Origin of the sequence: Dyella amyloliquefaciens (assembly GCF_004296575.1) — a bacterium.
GTDB classification, from domain to species: Bacteria; Pseudomonadota; Gammaproteobacteria; order Xanthomonadales; family Rhodanobacteraceae; genus Dyella; species Dyella amyloliquefaciens.
This window is the reverse complement of record NZ_SAYT01000008.1, coordinates 11954-30254: the sequence shown is the minus strand read 5'-3', so window position 1 is coordinate 30254 and position 18301 is coordinate 11954. Positions and strand designations below refer to the sequence as shown.

General features: G+C 67.6%; 11 protein-coding genes. 9 read left to right on the top strand and 2 right to left on the bottom strand.

Annotated elements, in window-relative coordinates:
• Nucleotides 1-13 precede the first annotated feature (13 nt).
• Nucleotides 14-1447, top strand: a complete 1434-nt coding sequence (locus tag EPB08_RS18815) for a sugar porter family MFS transporter (protein WP_130620662.1) — start codon at nucleotides 14-16, stop codon at nucleotides 1445-1447.
• A 37-nt stretch (nucleotides 1448-1484) separates the two neighbouring features.
• Here the strand turns inward: EPB08_RS18815 and EPB08_RS18810 are convergent, their stop codons facing one another.
• Nucleotides 1485-2564 (bottom strand): LacI family DNA-binding transcriptional regulator, encoded by a 1080-nt coding sequence (locus EPB08_RS18810; RefSeq protein WP_130620661.1) that lies wholly within the window; start codon nucleotides 2562-2564, stop codon nucleotides 1485-1487.
• Between the two features lie 107 nt (nucleotides 2565-2671).
• Here EPB08_RS18810 and EPB08_RS18805 point away from each other — a divergent pair, with 107 nt between their 5' ends.
• The 8 genes from EPB08_RS18805 (at nucleotide 2672) to EPB08_RS18770 (ending at nucleotide 16790) form a co-directional block, all read left to right on the top strand.
• Complete coding sequence (locus tag EPB08_RS18805) at nucleotides 2672-4897, top strand: alpha-glucuronidase family glycosyl hydrolase (protein WP_130620757.1); 2226 nt, start codon at nucleotides 2672-2674, stop codon at nucleotides 4895-4897.
• Between the two features lie 23 nt (nucleotides 4898-4920).
• The gene (locus tag EPB08_RS18800; RefSeq protein WP_130620660.1) at nucleotides 4921-6900 is read left to right on the top strand and encodes a sialate O-acetylesterase; all 1980 of its coding nucleotides are present in this window, start codon (nucleotides 4921-4923) and stop codon (nucleotides 6898-6900) included.
• Entirely contained in the window at nucleotides 6897-8147 is a 1251-nt protein-coding gene (manD, locus tag EPB08_RS18795) for a D-mannonate dehydratase ManD (RefSeq protein WP_130620659.1), read from the top strand. The genes EPB08_RS18800 and manD overlap by 4 nt, the downstream gene beginning before the upstream one ends.
• Nucleotides 8147-9829, top strand: a complete 1683-nt coding sequence (locus tag EPB08_RS18790) for a glycoside hydrolase family 43 protein (RefSeq protein WP_130620658.1) — start codon at nucleotides 8147-8149, stop codon at nucleotides 9827-9829. Before manD ends, EPB08_RS18790 begins: the two co-directional genes overlap by 1 nt.
• A gap of 112 nt (nucleotides 9830-9941) precedes the next feature.
• Nucleotides 9942-12602 (top strand): glycoside hydrolase family 3 C-terminal domain-containing protein, encoded by a 2661-nt coding sequence (locus tag EPB08_RS18785; RefSeq protein WP_130620756.1) that lies wholly within the window; start codon nucleotides 9942-9944, stop codon nucleotides 12600-12602.
• A gap of 12 nt (nucleotides 12603-12614) precedes the next feature.
• Nucleotides 12615-13658, top strand: coding sequence for a sugar kinase (locus EPB08_RS18780; protein WP_130620657.1), 1044 nt, complete (start codon nucleotides 12615-12617; stop codon nucleotides 13656-13658).
• Nucleotides 13658-15133 carry a mannitol dehydrogenase family protein gene (locus tag EPB08_RS18775; RefSeq protein WP_130620656.1) on the top strand — a complete coding sequence of 492 codons (1476 nt, stop codon included), beginning with the start codon at nucleotides 13658-13660 and terminating at the stop codon, nucleotides 15131-15133. Before EPB08_RS18780 ends, EPB08_RS18775 begins: the two co-directional genes overlap by 1 nt.
• 34 nt (nucleotides 15134-15167) lie before the next feature.
• Nucleotides 15168-16790 carry a GH35 family beta-galactosidase gene (locus EPB08_RS18770; protein ID WP_165418546.1) on the top strand — a complete coding sequence of 541 codons (1623 nt, stop codon included), beginning with the start codon at nucleotides 15168-15170 and terminating at the stop codon, nucleotides 16788-16790.
• Between the two features lie 45 nt (nucleotides 16791-16835).
• Here EPB08_RS18770 and uxaC read toward each other — a convergent pair whose 3' ends face one another.
• The gene (gene uxaC, locus EPB08_RS18765; RefSeq protein WP_130620654.1) at nucleotides 16836-18263 is read right to left on the bottom strand and encodes a glucuronate isomerase; all 1428 of its coding nucleotides are present in this window, start codon (nucleotides 18261-18263) and stop codon (nucleotides 16836-16838) included.
• Between the last annotated feature and the right edge of the window lie 38 nt (nucleotides 18264-18301).

The window sequence follows — 18301 nt, the reverse complement described above, 5'->3', positions numbered from 1 at the left end:
AGACACCGACGGCATGAACAGCGTAACGCTCGATAGCGCACCAGGCACGGTCAGCGCGGAAAACACCCGACTCATCGTCCAGATCAGTTGCGTCGCCACGCTCGGCGGCTTCCTGTTCGGGTTCGACAGCGGCGTCATCAACGGCACGGTGGACGGCATCAAGCAGGCCTTCCAGTCCACCTCGGCCCAGATCGGCTTCGAAGTGGCGTCGATGCTGCTCGGCTGCGCACTCGGCGCATTCTTCGCCGGTCGCGTGGCCGATGTCTGGGGGCGCCGCTCGGTGCTCATCATCTCGGCGGTGTTGTTCCTGCTGTCGGCGCTGGGCGCTGGCGCGGCGCATGACGCCACCTTGTTCGTGATGGCGCGCATCATGGGTGGCTTCGCCGTCGGCGCGGCCAGCGTGATCGCACCGGCCTACATCGCGGAGGTCGCGCCGGCGCGCTATCGCGGCAGGCTCGCCACCGTGCAGCAGATCGCCATCATCAGCGGCCTGTTCAGCGCCTTCCTCAGCAACTTCCTGCTGGCCAAGGCGGCGGGTGCATCCACCGGCGTACTCTGGCTGAATCAGGATGCATGGCGCTGGATGTTCTGGATGCAGGTACTGCCGTCCTCGTTGTTCCTGGTGTCGCTGCTGTTCATCCCCGAGAGTCCCCGCTTCCTGGTGGTGCGCAAACGCGACAGCGAAGCCCGCGCCGTGCTGGCACGCCTGTATGGCGAACGGGCGGCCGACACGACGCTGGCCGAGATCGGCGCGTCGCTGTCGCAGGATCGGCATCGCCCGAAGCTGTCCGACCTTATCGACAAGACCAGTGGCCGCATGCGGCGCATCGTATGGGTGGGCATCGGCCTGGCCACCTTCCAGCAGCTGGTGGGCATCAACGTGGTGTTCTACTACGGCGCGGTGTTGTGGCAGGCCGTGGGCTTCTCCGAAAACGACGCACTGCTGATCAACGTGTTCTCCGGCGCGCTCAGCATCGGCGCCTGTCTGGTCGCGGTGATGCTGATCGACCGCGTGGGCCGCAAGCCATTGCTGTGGATCGGCTCGGTGGGCATGACGGTGTCGCTTGCGCTGGTCACCTTCGCGTTCGCGCATGCCGGCCTCGATGCCAGCGGCAAGCTGGCGCTCCCGCCGGCCATGGGCACGCTCGCGCTGGTGGCGGCCAACGTCTACGTGGCGTTCTTCAACATGTCGTGGGGCCCGGTGATGTGGGTGATGCTGGGCGAGATGTTCCCCAACCAGATCCGCGGCTCGGGTCTGGCGGTGGCCGGCGCGGCGCAGTGGACCTCCAACTTCGCCATCACCGTGACCTTCCCGATCCTGCTGGCCAGCATCGGCCTTGCCGGCGCCTACGGCATCTACGCCGTGGCAGCCGCGATCTCCGCGGTATTCGTGCTGCGCTGCGTGCACGAGACGCGCGGCAAGGAACTGGAACAGATGGAGGGCTAGCGTGGTGCGTGGCGCCAGCCTCCCCCGTTGCCGGCGCTCAGCCCCTGGGCTTGGTGCCGGCACCCACCGGTGGCGCTACGGAATCGCGCTTGATCAGCTGATGGGCGACCACATGATCGACCACCACCTTCGTCTCGGTATCCTTGCGGCGGATCGCGCGCTGCAGGATGTCGATCGCCGAGTCGGCCATGCTGGCGATCGGCTGGCGCACGGTGGACAGCTCCGGCCAGACGGTGGTGGCGGCCGAGGTATCGTCGAAGCCGACGATGGAGACATCGCGCGGCACGTCCAGCCCCCGGCGATGCGCCACCGAGATCGCCGCGGCCGCCATGTCGTCGTTGCTGGCGAAGATCGCGGTGGGCGCCTTGCGCAGCGACAGCAGTTTTTCCACCGCCTCCAGCCCGGAGCGATAGGTGAAGTAGCCCTGCTGCACCAGGCTGGCGTCATACGCGATGCCGGCGTCCTTCAGCGCCGCCTGGTAGCCCTCGAAGCGGCGTGCGCTGGCGGTCTGGTTCGGGTGGCCCTTGATGAAGGCGATGCGCGCATGGCCCATGCGGATCAGGTGCTCGGTGACCTCCTTGCTGGCGAGGTGGTCGTCGATGCGTACGCTGGAGATGTCGTGGTTGAAGCGGCCCGAGGCGATCGCCACCACCGGCACGCCGGCGTTGACCAGTTCCTCGATCACCACCTTCGATTCGCACAGCGGTGGCGGCAGGATCACGCCGGCCACGCTCTTGGCCAGCGTCCGCGCGGCCTTGCGTTCGCCGCCGGCGCCGAGTTCGTCCCAGTCGTCGATGACCAGCTGGGCCGCGGTGCGCGCGGAGCCGCGCAGCGCACCGAGCAGCAGTTCGCGCAGGTAGCCGGCGCTGGGGTTGGTGTAGATCAGCGCGATACGCGCGTCCTGCGCCGCGGCCAGAGAGCTGGCCGCGAGATTGGGGATGTAGCCCAGTTCGCGCACCGCTGCCATCACCCGTTCACGCGTGGCGTCGCGCACCTTGCTGTGGCCGTTGACGACACGCGATACCGTCATGGCCGAGACTTTCGCCAGTGCGGCCACGTCGTCGATGGTTACCGCGGCCCCCTTGCGGCGAACCGACTTCCTGCCTGTCTTCTTCAATGCCGTTTTTCCTCGCGCGGCGCTGACACCACGAGGCCCGTGCTGCACCGGCCTCGGCCGTCGCTGTCAGTGCTGATGTCGGATCGGATAGGAGTTCATTCTTGCATATGTTAGCGATAACCGCCGTCGGACTTTTTCTACCATTTCGCTGCGCAAAGCATGCGGGAAGCCGCCTGACGGCTGCGTTTCGGCTCGTGCTGGTGCTCGTGCTTGCGCTGTCGGGGGCGGGCCTGGCGCACGCGGAGGACGGCTACGACCTGTGGCTGCGCTATCGCCCGCTACCCGAGGCGCAGGCGGCTGCTTACCGAGGCCATGTGGCGCAGCTGGTGCTGCCGGCCGCCACGCCGAGACAGCAGGCCGCACGCGACGAGTTGCTGCGTGGTCTGGGCGGCCTGCTGGGACAGACGCCCCCCACCTCCGATGCAGTGAGCGTGGACGGCGCCGTCGTGGTCGGCACGCCGGCCTCGTCGCCCACCATCGCGCGTCTGAGGCTCGACACCCGCGGTCTCGGTCATGATGGCTACCTCATCCGCAGCGCGGTGATAGCCGGCCATCCGGTGACGGTGGTTGCTGCTGCGGACGATGTCGGCGCCCTGTACGGCGCGTTCCACCTGCTTCGCCTGCTGCAGACCGGCGGCTCCATCGCCGGACTGGACCTGCGCGAGACCACGCGCATGAAGCTGCGCGTACTCGACCACTGGGACGATCTGAACGGCCACGTGGAGCGCGGCTACGCCGGCAACTCGATCTGGGGCTGGCAGAAGCTGCCCGACTGGCTCGAGCCGCGCTACACCGACTACGCGCGCGCCAATGCCTCCATCGGCATCAACGGCACGGTGCTCAACAACGTCAATGCGAATGCCGCGATCCTCACGCCGCCGTACCTCGACAAGGTGAAGGCGCTGGCGGGCGTGTTCCGCCCGTACGGCATCCGCGTCTACCTCAGCGTGAAGTTCAGCGCGCCGATCGAGATCGGCGGCCTGAAGACCGCCGATCCGCTCGACCCCGCCGTGCAGCGCTGGTGGCGTGCCAAGGCGGACGAGATCTATGCGCTGATTCCCGACTTCGGCGGCTTCCTGGTCAAGGCGAACTCCGAAGGCCAGCCCGGTCCGCAGGATTACGGCCGCACCCACGCCGACGGCGCCAACATGCTCGCCGATGCCGTGGCGCCGCATGGCGGTATCGTGATGTGGCGTGCGTTCGTGTACTCGCAGGCCAATACGGACGACCGCGCCAAGCAGGCCTATACCGAGTTCAAGCCGCTGGACGGCAAGTTCCGCGCGAATGTGCTGCTGCAGGTGAAGAACGGCCCGATCGACTTTCAGCCGCGCGAGCCGTTCAACCCGCTGTTCGGCGCGATGCCCAAGACGCCGCTGATGATGGAGTTCCAGGTCACCAAGGAGTACCTGGGCTTTGCCACGCACCTGGCCTACCTCGGCCCGCTGTTCGAAGAGACGCTGCGTGCCGACACCATGGCCCGGGGCAAGGGCTCCACCGTCGCCAGGGTGATCGACGGCGAACTCGACGGCCATGCGCTCACCGGCATCGCCGGCGTGGCGAACATCGGCACCGATCGCGACTGGAGCGGTTCGGATTTCAACCAGGCCAACTGGTACGCCTACGGGCGCCTGGCCTGGAACCCCATGCTGGACGCGCGCAGCATCGCGGAAGAATGGGTACGCATGACCTTCTCCGACGACGCGGCGTTCGTGAAGCCGGTGGTCGACATGATGATGCAGTCGCGCGAAGCGGTGGTCGACTACATGACGCCGCTGGGCCTGCACCACCTGATGGGCAAGGGCCATCACTATGGGCCGGCACCGTGGGATGCCAGCGGCCCGCGCGCCGACTGGACGCCGGTGTACTACCACCGCGCCGACCATGATGGCATCGGCTTCGACCGCAGCAGCAGCGGCAGCAATGCCGTGGCGCAGTACGCGCCACCCGTGGCGGGCACCTTCAACGACCTGAGCAAGATTCCCGATGCCTATCTGCTGTGGTTCCACCATGTGCCGTGGAATTACCGCATGCGTTCGGGCCGCACGCTGTGGGACGAACTCGTCGTGCATTACACGCAGGGCGTCGACGAGGTGAAGCAGATGCGCGCGACCTGGCAGCGCATGGATGGCCGGATCGACGCCGAACGCTATCGCAAGGCCGCGGTCTTCCTCGGCATCCAGGAGAAGGAGGCGCTGTGGTGGCGCGATGCCAGCATCGCCTATTTCCAGAGCCTCAACGGCCTGCCGCTGCCGGCCGGCTACGCGCCGCCGCAACACCCGCTCTCCTATTACGAATCGCTTTCCTTTCCCTTCGTGCCGGGCTATCGACCATGATCCGTGCTGTGTCCGCCGTTCCCATGAAGCGTCGCCTTGCCGCCACGCTGCTGCTGTGTTGCCTCGGCGCCGGTGCGGCCCATGCCGACGAGGCCCTGCTCAACCCGCTGTTCCAGGACCATGCGGTGCTGCAGCGCGAGCACGCGAACCCGGTATGGGGCCAGGCCAGGCCGGGCGAAAAGCTCACCGTCGAGTTCGCCGGCAAGCGCATCAGTGCCCGTGCCGATGCACAGGGTCGCTGGCAGGCCACGTTGCCGGCGCTCAAGGCCGGCGGTCCGTACACGCTGCGGGTATCCGTGGCCGGCGGTGCATCGCAGAGCATCGACGATGTGCTGCTGGGTGACGTGTGGCTCTGTTCCGGCCAGTCGAACATGGTGCTGCAGGTGAAGCGCACGCTCGATGCCCGTTCGGAAGTGCAGAACGCGGACAACGACCGCATCCGCATGCTCACCGTGGACAACGTCAGCAGCATCACGCCGCTGGATCGCATCCCCGCGGGCGATCACTGGCTGAAGACCACGCCGGAGAACGTCGGCGAATTCTCGGCGGCCTGCTACTACTTTGCCCGCGAGCTGCAGAAGACCGAGGCCGTGCCGATGGGCCTGATCGTCTCCGCCTGGGGCGGCTCGCGCATCGAGCCGTGGATGAGCATGCAGGCGCTGCGCAAGGTCGGCGGCTTCGACGGCGGGCTGGATCTGCTCGAGCTGCACCAGAAGGATGCCGCGCAGGCCGGCGAGCAATGGAGCCGGCAGTGGCAGGCGTGGTGGCACGGCCGGCCCGGCGTTACCGCGGACAACGAACCGTGGAACCCGGGGCGCGTCAGCCACGAGGGCTGGCAGCATGCACCGCTCGACAAGGGCGCGTGGCAGCGCTGGGGCCTGCCGGAGCTGGCCAATTTCACCGGCATGCTGTGGTACCGCACCACGCTGAAGCTCACCAGGGCGCAGGCCGCGCAGGCCCATGAGCTGTCGCTGGGCGCCATCAACGAAACCGACCAGACCTGGGTGAACGGTCATTGGGTGGGTACCGGCTACGGTGGTGAACGCACCTACAAGGTACCGGCCGGCCTGCTGCACGAGGGCGACAACCTGATCGCCATCAACGTGCTCGGCACCTATCGCGACGATGGCCTCTATGGCCCTGCCGACAAGCGTGCTCTGCGCCTCGCGGATGGTTCCTCCGTATCGCTGGGCGATGCCTGGGAATACCAGGTGGTGCCCAAGGCCTACGGTTCGGCGCCGAGCCTGCCATGGCATCCCACGGCGGGCCTCGCCACCTTGCACAACGGCATGATCGCGCCACTGGGTGCGTACGGCGTGCGTGGCGCGTTGTGGTACCAGGGCGAGTCCAACACCGGCGATCCAGCCAACTACCGCGTGTTGCTGGAAGCGCTGCGCGGCGACTTCCGCGCGCAATTCGGCGCGAACCTGCCGATGCTCATCGTGCAGCTGGCCGGCTACGGTCCGGCGCCGACCCATCCGGTGGAAAGCGGCTCGGCGCAGGTGCGCGAAGCGCAGCGGCTTGCCGCACAGGACGATGCGCAATCGGGGCTCGCGGTGGCGGTCGACATCGGCGAGCGCACCGACATCCATCCCGCCAACAAGCAGGAGCTGGGACGCCGGCTGGCGCGTGCAGCGCGACATGTGGTCTATGGCGAGGCGTTGCCGCCTTCGGGCCCGGTCGCGAACGCGGCCAAGCGCGACGGCGAGGCGGTGACGCTGAGCTTCGGTGACGTCACCGGCGCCTTGCTCGCCTATGGCGCGGACCAACCGATCGGCTTCGAGCTCTGCGGCGAGCAGCCCGGCTCCTGCCATTACGCCAGTGCGGACATCCAGCAGCACCAGGTGGTGCTGCGCGCGCCGAAGGGGTCCTCGCCGATCACCCGCGTGCGCTACTGCTGGGCCGACAGCCCGATCTGCACGCTCTACGACGAATCGGGCCTGCCCGCCGGCCCGTTCGAGTTGTCCCTCTCCCCGACGCCCGACCAGAGAAACCATCCATGAGCAGCACCCCCGCCACTCCCCAGGGCTCCTCGCGTGATCGCGAAATCGTCGCGGCGCGCGTCGTCGTCACCTGTCCCGGCCGCAACTTCGTCACCCTGGTGATCGAAACCCGTTCGGGCATCACCGGCCTCGGCGATGCCACCCTCAACGGCCGCGAACTGGCGGTGGCCTCGTACCTGCAGGACCACGTCGTGCCGAACCTGATCGGTCGCGACGCCGGCCGCATCGAGGACATCTGGCAGTTCTTCTATCGCGGCGCGTACTGGCGTCGCGGCCCGGTCACCATGACGGCGATCGCCGCGGTGGACGTGGCGCTGTGGGACATCCTGGGCAAGATGGCGGGACTGCCGGTCTACCAGCTGCTCGGCGGCCGTTCGCGCGAAGGCGCGCTGGTGTATGGCCACGCCAACGGTCGCGACATCAGCGAGGCCAGCGACGAAGTCGGCCGTTTCAGGGAAAAGGGTTTCCTCGCCATCCGTGCGCAATGCGGCGTGCCCGGCGTGAAGAAGGCCTATGGCATCTCCGTCGGCGGCAAGCCGTATGAGCCGGCGGAAAGCGAGCTGCCGGCGGAAACCGTGTGGTCCACGCCGCGCTACCTCGAGGTGGTGCCCAAGTTGTTCGAGCGCCTGCGCGCCGATCATGGCGACGATGTGGAACTGCTGCACGACGTGCACCATCGCCTCACCCCGATCGAGGCCGCCCGCCTGGCGCGCAGCCTCGAGCCGTATCGACTGTTCTGGCTGGAAGACGCCACGCCCGCCGAAAACCAGAAGTCGTTCGAGCTGATTCGCCAGCATTCGGTCACGCCGCTGGCGGTGGGCGAGGTGTTCAACTCGATCTGGGACTGCAAGCACCTGATCGAGAACCAGCTGATCGATTACATCCGCACCACCATCGTGCACGGCGGCGGCATCACCCACCTGCGCCGACTGGCGGACTTCGCCGCGTTGCACCAGGTGCGCACGGGCTTCCACGGTGCCACCGACCTTTCACCGGTATGCATGGGCGCGGCACTGCACTTCGACACCTGGGTACCGAACTTCGGCATCCAGGAATACATGTTCCATTCCGACGAGACGAACGAGGTGTTCCCGCACGACTACGTGTTCCGCGACGGTCGCCTGCACTGCGGCGAAGCGCCGGGCCACGGCGTCAGCCTCGACGAAAAGCTCGCGGCCCGCTTCCCGTATGCGCCCAAGCAGTTGCCGATCGCGCGCCTGGAAGACGGCTCGATGTGGGACTGGTGATGTCGCCGGCCGGGTGGTTGCGTGCATGCGTGGCGTGGCTGCTGCCCTTGGCGGGCATGGCCGCGCATGCGCAGGATGCGGTGCAGTTCGACTGGTTCGAATACCGCGGCCACGACGCGGCGTTCGAACAGCCGCTGCCACCGGGCCATTACTACAACCCGGTGCTCGCGGGCTTCAGCCCCGACCCCAGCGTCGTGCGGGTGGGCGATCGCTACTACCTGGTCAACTCCAGCTTCGCGTACTTCCCCGGCATTCCTGTCTACGAGAGCCGCGACCTGGTGCACTGGAAGGCGGTCGGCCACGTGATCGAGCGGCCGTCGCAGCTCGGCTTCGACGGACTGGGCATGTCGCGTGGCGTATTTGCGCCGGCGATCGCGCATCACGACGGCACGTTCTACGTGGTCAACACCGCGGTGGACAGCGGCGGCAACTTCATCGCGACGGCGAAGGACCCGGCTGGGCCGTGGTCCGATCCGATCTGGCTGGCCGGTCTGGATGGCGCCATCGACCCGTCGCTGTTCTTCGATGAGGACGGCAAGGTCTACCTTGTCAACAACGGCGCTCCCGCGGGCCAGCCGAAATACCAGGGTCATCGCGCGATCTGGATGCAGCAACTGGACCTCGAGCGGCACGCGCTGGTCGGGCCTCGCCGGGTGATCCTCGATGGTGGCGTCGATCCGTCGAAGCAGCCGATCTGGATCGAAGGTCCGCATGTCTACAAGCGGGATGGCTGGTACTACCTGATGTGCGCCGAGGGCGGCACCGGCCCCCAGCATTCCGAAGTGGTGCTGCGCAGTCGTGCGGTATGGGGGCCGTATACGCCGTACCAGGGCAATCCGATTCTCACCCAGCGCGATCTGCCTGCGGACAGGGCGAACCCGGTCATCAACGCGGGCCATGCCGACCTGGTCGATGCGACCGACGGCAGCTGGTGGGCCGTATTCCTGGCGAGTCGCGCGTATGGGCACGGTCACTACAACACGGGACGCGAGACCTTCGTCCTGCCGGTGACGTGGAAGGACGGCTGGCCGACCATCCTGCCGCCGGGGCAGGCGATCGGGCCCGTCGCGCAGGGGCCGGCCTTCCTCCAGAAGGACGCGACGCAGGCGCCGCACAGCGGCAACTTCAGCTGGCGCGACGAGTTCGACCAGGCAACGCTCGACCCGTCGTGGCTGTTCGTACGCGTGCCGAGCCGGCCCTGGGCGGACCTGGCATCGCAGCCGGGGCAACTGACCATCCATCCGCTGGCGGAAGACCTGGACAGCCTGCGCAATCCCTCTTTCCTCGCGCGGCCGCAGCAGCACCTCGCCTTCGAAGCAAGCACCGCCCTGGCCGTGCCGGCACACGAAGGCGTCGAGGCGGGGCTGGCCGCTTTCCAGAACGAACACTACTGGTACGCGCTCGGCGTGCAGCGCCATGGCAGCGAGTGGATCCTCGCATTGCGCCGGCATCGCGGCGACGACGTGGCGGTGGTCGCCACCACCACGCTGCCGCATGACATCAAGACACTGAAGCTGAAGATCGCGGGTGATGGCGGCCACTACGGTTTTGCTTATGACGACGGCACGGGCTGGCATTGGCTGCGGCGCGACGAGGACGGCACGTTGCTGAGCACCGACGTGGCTGGTGGATTCATTGGCACGACGGTGGGCCCGTATGCCCGCCGGCTGGGCAAGGACTGAGGGGAAAGGTGAGATGCGCAAGGGTTTGGGGATGGCAGGCATGACGGCGACGGGCAGTCGTCGTGGCAAGGACGCGACGCGCGCCGTGCGGGGAACGCGGCTTCTCGCGGCGATGGTGTCGGTCGCATGGCTGGCGATGGCGCTGCCTTCGCTGGCGGCAGCGCCCGACGCGGCGGCGAAGACCGCGACCGCGACGCCGGTTTATCTCGATCTCCATCGCAGCTTCGAGGAGCGTGCCGCCGACCTGGTCTCGCACATGACGCTGGAGGAGAAAGTCGCGCAGATGCAGAACAGCGCGCCGGCGATTCCACGCCTCGGCGTGCCGGCGTACGACTGGTGGAACGAAGCCCTGCACGGTGTCGCCCGCGCCGGCGGCGCCACCGTGTTTCCGCAGGCCATCGGTCTTGCGGCGACCTTCGACACGTCGCTGATGAGCGACTTGTCCACGGCGATCAGCGACGAGGCGCGCGCCAAGCACAGCGAATTCCTCAAGCGCGACATGCACGGGCGCTACCAGGGCCTTACCTTCTGGTCGCCCAACATCAACATCTTCCGCGATCCACGCTGGGGACGCGGCCAGGAAACCTACGGCGAAGATCCCTATCTCACCTCGCGCATGGGCGTGACCTTCGTGCGCGGCCTGCAGGGTGACGATCCGGTGTATCGCAAGCTCGACGCCACTGCCAAGCACTTCGCGGTGCACAGCGGCCCGGAATCCGAGCGTCACCGGTTCGACGTGCATCCCAGTGAGCGTGACCTGCACGAAACCTATCTGCCGGCTTTCCAGGCACTGGTGCAGGAAGGCGGGGTCGATGCAGTGATGGGCGCGTACAACCGTGTGAACGGCGAGAGCGCCTCGGCCAGCCCGCGCCTGCTCGGCGATATCCTGCGCAAGACCTGGGGTTTCCAGGGCTACGTGGTATCCGACTGCGACTCGGTGGAAGACATCTTTGCGCACCACAAGATCGTCGCGACAGCCGAGCAGGCCGCGGCACTCGCGGTGAAGAACGGCGACGACCTCAATTGCGGCAAGACCTATGCCGCGCTGTCCAGCGCGGTACGGCAGGGCCTGGTCAGCGAAGCGGTCATCGACACGGCGCTCACCCGGCTGATGCTCGCCCGCTTTCGCCTGGGCATGTTCGATCCGCCGGAACGCGTGCGCTGGGCGCAGATCCCGTACTCCGCGAACCAGTCGCCGGCGCACGACGCGCTGGCGCGCCGCGCGGCGCAGGAATCGATCGTGCTGCTGAAGAACGACGGCATCCTGCCCTTGTCGCGCGACCTGCACCGTGTCGCGGTGATCGGCCCGACCGCGGACGACGTGACCGCCCTGCTGGGCAACTACCACGGCACGCCGGCCGCGCCGGTGACCATCCTCGAAGGCATCCGCGAAGCGCTGCCGCACGCCGAGGTTACCTATGCCCAGGGTGCGCCACTGGTCGAAGGCTTCGACGGCCAGGGGGCCGGGACTGTGATCGCCGCACGCTACCTTCGGGCGGCGGCCGGCGGTGCCGAGCAGGGACTCAAGGGCGAGTACTTCCGTGGCGACGACTTCAAGTCGGCGCCGGTGCTGACGCGCGTCGATGCGAAGATCGGCTTCAAGTGGGACCACGGCACGCCCACCGACGACCTGGTCGCGCGCGGCGAGTTTCCCGCCGATCGCGCGCTGGAAAACGACCATTTCAGCGTGCGCTGGACCGGCCAGCTGCTGCCGCCGGTCACCGGACGCTACGAACTCGCCGCCGCTGCCACCGAGGGCTTCCGCCTGTATGTCGACGGCCGCCTGTTGCTCGATGCATGGGACGGCAAGGCGACGCATCCCGCGAGCGCGTTCGTCGACCTGCAGGCCGGCAAGGCCTACGACGTACGGCTGGAATACGCCAAGCACTACGGCAACTCCGACGTGCGGCTGGCCTGGCGATTGCCGGGCGCCAAGCCGCCGTTCGACGAAGCGATCGATGCGGCGAAACAAGCCGATGCGGTGGTCTTCGTCGGTGGCCTCAACAGCGACGTGGAAGGCGAGGAGATGAAGGTCGGCTATCCCGGCTTCGCCGGCGGCGACCGCACCGACATTCGCCTGCCGGCCACGCAGGAGAAGCTGCTGGAAGCGCTGCAGGCCACCGGCAAGCCCGTGGTGCTGGTGCTGACCTCCGGCTCCGCGCTGGCCATCGACTGGGCGCAGCAGCATGTACCCGGCATCGTGCTGGCGTGGTATCCGGGCCAGCGCGGCGGCAATGCCGTGGCTGACGTGCTGTTCGGCGCCGCCAACCCCGCTGGTCGACTGCCCGTGACCTTCTACAAGGCCAGCGAGAAGCTACCCGCGTTCGACGACTACAGCATGCGAGGGCGCACCTATCGCTACTTCGAGGGCACGCCGCTGTATCCGTTCGGCTACGGCCTGTCCTACACCACGTTCGCGTACTCCGGTCTTGCGCTCGACCAGGCCAGCGTGCGAACCGACGGGCACCTCAAGGTCACGCTGAAGGTGAAGAACACCGGCAAGCGGGCAGGCGACGAGGTGGTCCAGCTCTACCTGCGGCCGCTGCATCCGCGCCAGTCGCGTGCGATCCGCGAGCTGCATGGCTTCCAGCGTGTATCGCTGGCGCCGGGCGAGGAGCGCAGCGTCGCCTTTGACGTGGTGCCGCGCAACGATCTGCGTTACTACGACGACCAGCATCACGCCTACGCCGTCGATCCCGGCGAGTACGAGGTGCAGGTGGGCGCGTCCAGTTCCGATGTGCGTGCCGCCAGGACGTTCAAGGTACAACCGTGAGAGAGATGATCCATGTCTGACGTGACAACCACGCATCCCGGGTCGGGCCGCGTCGTTTTTTTCGGCGAACTTCTGCTGAGGTTGTCGCCACCCGGCCATGAACTGCCACTGCAGTCGCCGCGCTTCGAGGCGCGCTTCGGCGGTGCGGAGGCGAACGTCGCATCGTCGCTTGCCATCCTGGGCCATCACTGCACGATGGTCAGTGCCCTGCCGGATCACGCGATCGGCCATGCCTGCGCGGGCGAGTTGCGCCGCCATGGCGTGGATACGTCGGGCTTGCAGTATGCCGACGGTCGCATGGGCATCTATTTCCTCTCGCCGGGGGCGATGCAGCGACCACCCGAGGTGCTGTACGACCGTGCCGACTCGGTATTCTCGCGTACGCCTGCGGAGGCCTATGACTGGCCGCGCCTGTTGGCGGGAGCGCAGTGGCTGCATCTGTCCGGCATCAACCTGGCCCTGGGTCAGACCACGACGAATGCAGCCCTCGCCGCCGTGCGTGCAGCGCGTGCGGCGGGTGTGCGCGTGTCCTTCGACTGCAACTACCGCAGCAGGCTGTGGGGAGCGCGATCACCGAAAGCGCCCGCGGTGTTGCGCGAGCTGGTGGCGGAGGCCGAACTGGTGTTCGGCAATGATCGCGACATCGCCCTGATGCTCGACCAGTCCTTCGAGCAAGCAGGCGCGACCGACCGCTTTCGTGCGGCGGCCACGGCCGCCTTTGCGGCATGGCCTGCGTTGCGCCGCCTGGTGGCGACCGAGCGACATCACCACAACGTCGACGACCAGGAACTCACCGGCATGCTGGCCCTGCGTGACGGTGTACTGACCACGGCACCGCGCCGGCTCTCCGGCATCGTCGATCGCATCGGTGGCGGTGATGCCTTCGCCGCCGGTTTCCTGCACGGTCTTCTGCGGGGCCTGGGTGATGCGCCGTCGCTGGAGTTCGCGCTCGCGGCGACCTGTCTCAAGCACGCCATTCCCGGCGACGTGAACCTGTCACGCGAGGCGGACATCCACGCCTTGCTCGCCGAGGGCGGCTTCGAGGTGAAGCGTTGATGGCCATCGAATCTTCGACACCGCGTCTGTCGTCGCAGGCTCTGGACCAACTTCCAGCGACCGTGCAGCGGCCCGCCTATGCACGGGAAGGCGTGAACATCGGCGTCGTGCACATCGGTGCCGGCGCATTCCATCGCGCGCATCAGGCGGTCGCCATCGACGACCTGCTGGCCGACCATCCCGACTGGGCGATCTGCGGCGTGTCGCTGCACAGCAGCGACGCCCGCGATGCGATGCGTCCGCAGGACGGGCTCTACACGCTGGCCCTGCTCGGCGAGGAAAGCCGGTTGCGCATCATCGGCTCGATCCGCGAATGGCTGTGCGCCCGCGACGAATCCGCCGCCGTGCTCGCGCGTCTTGCCGATCCGGCGGTGAAGCTGGTGACTCTGACCATCACCGAGAAGGGCTATTGCCTCGCGGGCCAGGACCTGGACCTCGCCCATCCCGACATCGAGCATGACCTTGCCTCGCCCGACGAGCCGCGCAGTGCCATCGGCTATCTGGTGGCAGGCCTGCGAGCGCGCTACCAGCAAGGCATCGCGCCCTACACGGTGCTCAGTTGCGACAACCTCGCCGACAACGGTCACCGCCTGCGCCGCGCCTTGCTGCAGTACGCACGCATTGTCGACACCGCGCTGGCCTCGTGGATAGACGCGCAGGCCGCGTTTCCCTGCTCGATGGTCGACAGCATCACGCCGGCCACCGATGACGCCCTGCGCGAGCGTGTGCGGCATGAGCTTGGACTCGTGGATGCGTGGCCGATCCAGCGCGAGACCTATACGCAATGGGTGGTCGAGGATCACTTCTGCAACGATCGCCCGCCACTGGAGCTGGCCGGTGTCACCCTGAGCAGCGACATCGCGGGCTACGATCGCGCCAAGCTGCGACTGCTCAACGGCGCGCATTCGACGCTAGCCTATCTTGGCTCGCTGATGGAGATCGACAGCGTGGGTGATGCGATGGCCGAGCCGGCCCTGGCCGCCTTCGTCGAACGCCTGATGCGCGAACACATCGCGCCGGTCATCGCGCTTCCGCAGGGCCTGGATGCGGGTGCCTACATCGACGCGATCCTGCAGCGCTTCCGCAATCCTTCCATTCGCCATCGCCTTTCGCAGATCGCGTGGGACGGTTCGCAGAAGTTGCCGGTGCGCCTGCTCAGCACCATCGGCGAAGCGCTGCGCCAGCAACGCACCATCGCGCCCTTGTGCGTGCCGATCGCGGCATGGATGCATTTCGTGCGGCGGCAGGCGCATCGCGGCGTGGCGCTGGTGGATCCGCTCAACGAGGTGCTGTCGGCCGTGGGGCGCGAGTGCAGCGGCGATCCGGAGACGGACGTGCCCGCCTTCCTTGCCCTGGACGCGGTGTTTGCGCCGCTGTCGGGCGATGCGCGCTTCCGCACGTGGCTGTTGCGTGCCTACGGGGCGCTGGGCGATGCCTTGCCAGGCACGTTGGCGCGCGTGCTGAAGGCGGCATGACATGGAAGCACGGCAACGGATGAGAGCGAACCGGATGAAACAGACGACGAATCGCCTGCGTGCGTGCATGGGTGCGCTGGCCCTGCTGGCCTGCAGCGCGCAGGCCAGCGAGTTGCCGCGGGTGACCTTGGCGCAGGGCGCCAGCCAGCTGATCGTGGACGGCAAGCCGTATGTGATCCTGGGTGGCGAACTGGGCAATTCGTCGGCGGGCACCGAGGCCCAGGCCGAGGCCATCCTGCCGCGGCTGGCCTCGCTGCACGTCAACACGGTGCTGGTGCCGGTGGCCTGGGACCAGCTGGAGCCACGTGAAGGCAGCTACGATTTCCGCCTGCTGGACCGTTGGATCGATCAGGCCCGCGCACAGCGCATGCACCTCGTCCTGCTGTGGTTCGGCAGCTGGAAGAACAGCTTCTCCGAGTACGCGCCGGCCTGGGTGAAGGCCGACACACGCCGCTTTCCGCGTGCGCGTGGCATCGATGGCGCACCGCTGGAAATCCTCTCCACCTTCGGCGAGGAAACGCTGCGCCTGGACAGCAAGGCGTTCGCGGCGCTGATGGCGCACCTGCGTACGAAGGACAGGCAACAGACCGTGCTGATGGTGCAGGTGGAGAACGAGGTGGGCGTGCTTGGCGAACGCCGTGACCGCTCCGACGCCGCCAATCGCGCCTTCGGTGGTGACGTGCCTGCCGCCCTGCTGCAGGCGTTGCAGGCGCGCCGCGCCACGCTGTCGCCCGAGCTGGCCGCGCATTTCAATGCGCAGGGACACACGTGGAAGGACGTGTTCGGCGATGCCGCGGACGAAGTGTTCATGGCATGGCGCTATGCCACCTATATCGATGCCGTGGCCGGTGCCGGCAAGGCGCAGTACGCGTTGCCGATGTACCTGAACGTGCAGCTGCCCGCGCCGCAGGAACGGGCCGGCGAGTATCCAAGCGGCGGCTCCCACCCCTATTTCCAGCAGGTGTACCAGGCGGTCGCGAGCCATATCGACTTCTATTCGCCCGATATCTACTGGCCGGAGTTCGCCCATTGGGTGCAGCGCTACCAGGCACTGGGCAACCCCGTATTCGTGCCCGAGGCGCGGCTGGAAGTGGCGCCGTACAACGCGCTTTACCTGTACGGCGAGGCGCGCGGCTTTGGTTTCAGTCCGTTCGACATCGACAGCCTGCCCGCACCGGACGACGACGCGGCGGCATCGCCGCTGCTGATGCAGGTGTACGGCGGACTGCGTGATCTGGGCGACATGCTTCCCGCGGCACAGGCCGACGGGCGCACGCGGGGACTGGTTCTGCACGCCAGCAGCCCGCGACCGACGCAGACGGTCGCGCTGGGCGGCTACCTGTTCGAAGGCACGCTGTCGCGTTCATGGCCGGCGAAGACGCTGGAAACCCAAGACGGCGCGATGCTGGTGCTGCAGTCGGCGCCGGACGAGTTCTACATCCTCGGCACCGGCCTTACCGTCAACATCCGTCGGGATCCGGACGTGGATGCGCGCGTGGCGGGCATCGGGAGCATCGAGGAAGTGTCCCGCAACGGCGCCGCGTGGCAGACCCTGCGGCGACTGAACGGTGACCAGAGCAACCAGGGACGGCAGTTGATGATGGATCCGCGCCACGCCCGGCTCTATCGCGTCAGGATGCACGCCATCGAGCGCTGAGCACCCGGCCTCCGCTGCACATGGGGGCGGAGGCCGGCTGTCGCCTCAATCGAGCTTGTAGGCTTTCTTCGGCAGGCGATAGGCGAGGTCGCGGGCGACTTCGGCGGCTTCGTCCTCCTCCATGCGGTGTTCCGCCACCAGCCTGGCCAGGAACGCGCAGTCGATGCGGCGGGCCACGTCGTGGCGCGCCGGAATGGAGAGGAAGGCGCGCGTGTCGTCGTTGAAGCCCACCGTGTTGTAGAAGCCGCCGCTGGCCAGGGTCTGCTCGCGGAAGCGCCACATGCCCTCCGGCGCGTCGTGGAACCACCATGCCGGCCCCAGCAACAGCGAGGGGTAGTGGCCGGCCAGCGGTGCCAGTTCGCGGCTGTAGTTGCTCTCGTCCAGCGTGAACAGGATGAGCTGGAAGCCCGGCTCGTTGCCGAAGCGGTCGAGCAGCGGCTTGAGCGCGCGAACGTATTCGGTGCGCAGGGGGATATCCGCGCCCTTGTCGCGCCCGTAGCGCTCGAACAGCCCGAGGTTGTGGTTGCGATAGCAGCCCGGGTGCAGTTGCATCACCAGGCCGTCGTCCACGCTCATCGCCGCCATCTCGGTCAGCACCTGCGCACGGAACAGTTCTGCTTCCGCAGCGCTTGCCTGGCCACGCACCACGGTGTCGAACAGGCGGGCCGCCTCGGCCTGCGAGAGGTTCGCGGTGGCCGCGGTGGGATGCCCGTGATCGGTGGACGTGGCGCCCATGCTGGCGAAGAAGGCGCGCCGCTGGCGATGCGCCCTGAGATAGCCGTCCCAGCGGTGCACGTCCTCGCCGGTGAGTTCGCCGAAGCGCTGCAGGGCGGCAGGGAACTGCTCGTGTTCCGGATCGACCACGGCATCGGGCCGATACGCGGTGATCACGCGACCCTGCCAGCCACTGTCGCGGATCGCCGCGTGATGCTCGAGCGGATCGAGCGGTGACTCGGTGGTGGCGATCACTTCGATCTGGAAGCGCTCGAACAGGGCCCGCGGCCTGAACCCGGGCTGCCGCAGCGCCTCATTGATGTGGTCGAAATACAGGTCGGCGGTGGCCGCGTCCAGGCTCACGCGCAGGCCGAACACGTCGTGGAAGACATGGTTCAGCCACATCGACGACGGCGTACCCCGGAACAGGTGGAAGCGCTCGGCGAACACCCGCCATGCATCGCGCGGGTCGACCCCGGCGCGCGAGCCGTCGGAACGCGGAATGCCCAGCGCATCGAGCGGGACGCCCTGGCTGTAGAGCATGCGGAACACGTAGTGGTCCGGTACCAGCAGCAGCTCCGTCGCGTTGGCGAACGGCTCGTTGCCGGCGAACCACGCCGGATCCGTATGGCCGTGGGGGCTGATGATGGGCAAGTTCGCCACGTCCGCGTACAGGCGCCGGGCGATGGCCCGTTGCAGCGGGTCGGAGGAGAACAGGCGGTCTTCGTGCAGGGTCAGGGGGCGGATCGCGGTGGGCATGGTCGGGAGATCAGGTGAGAGGGATGCGTGGAGGCGTG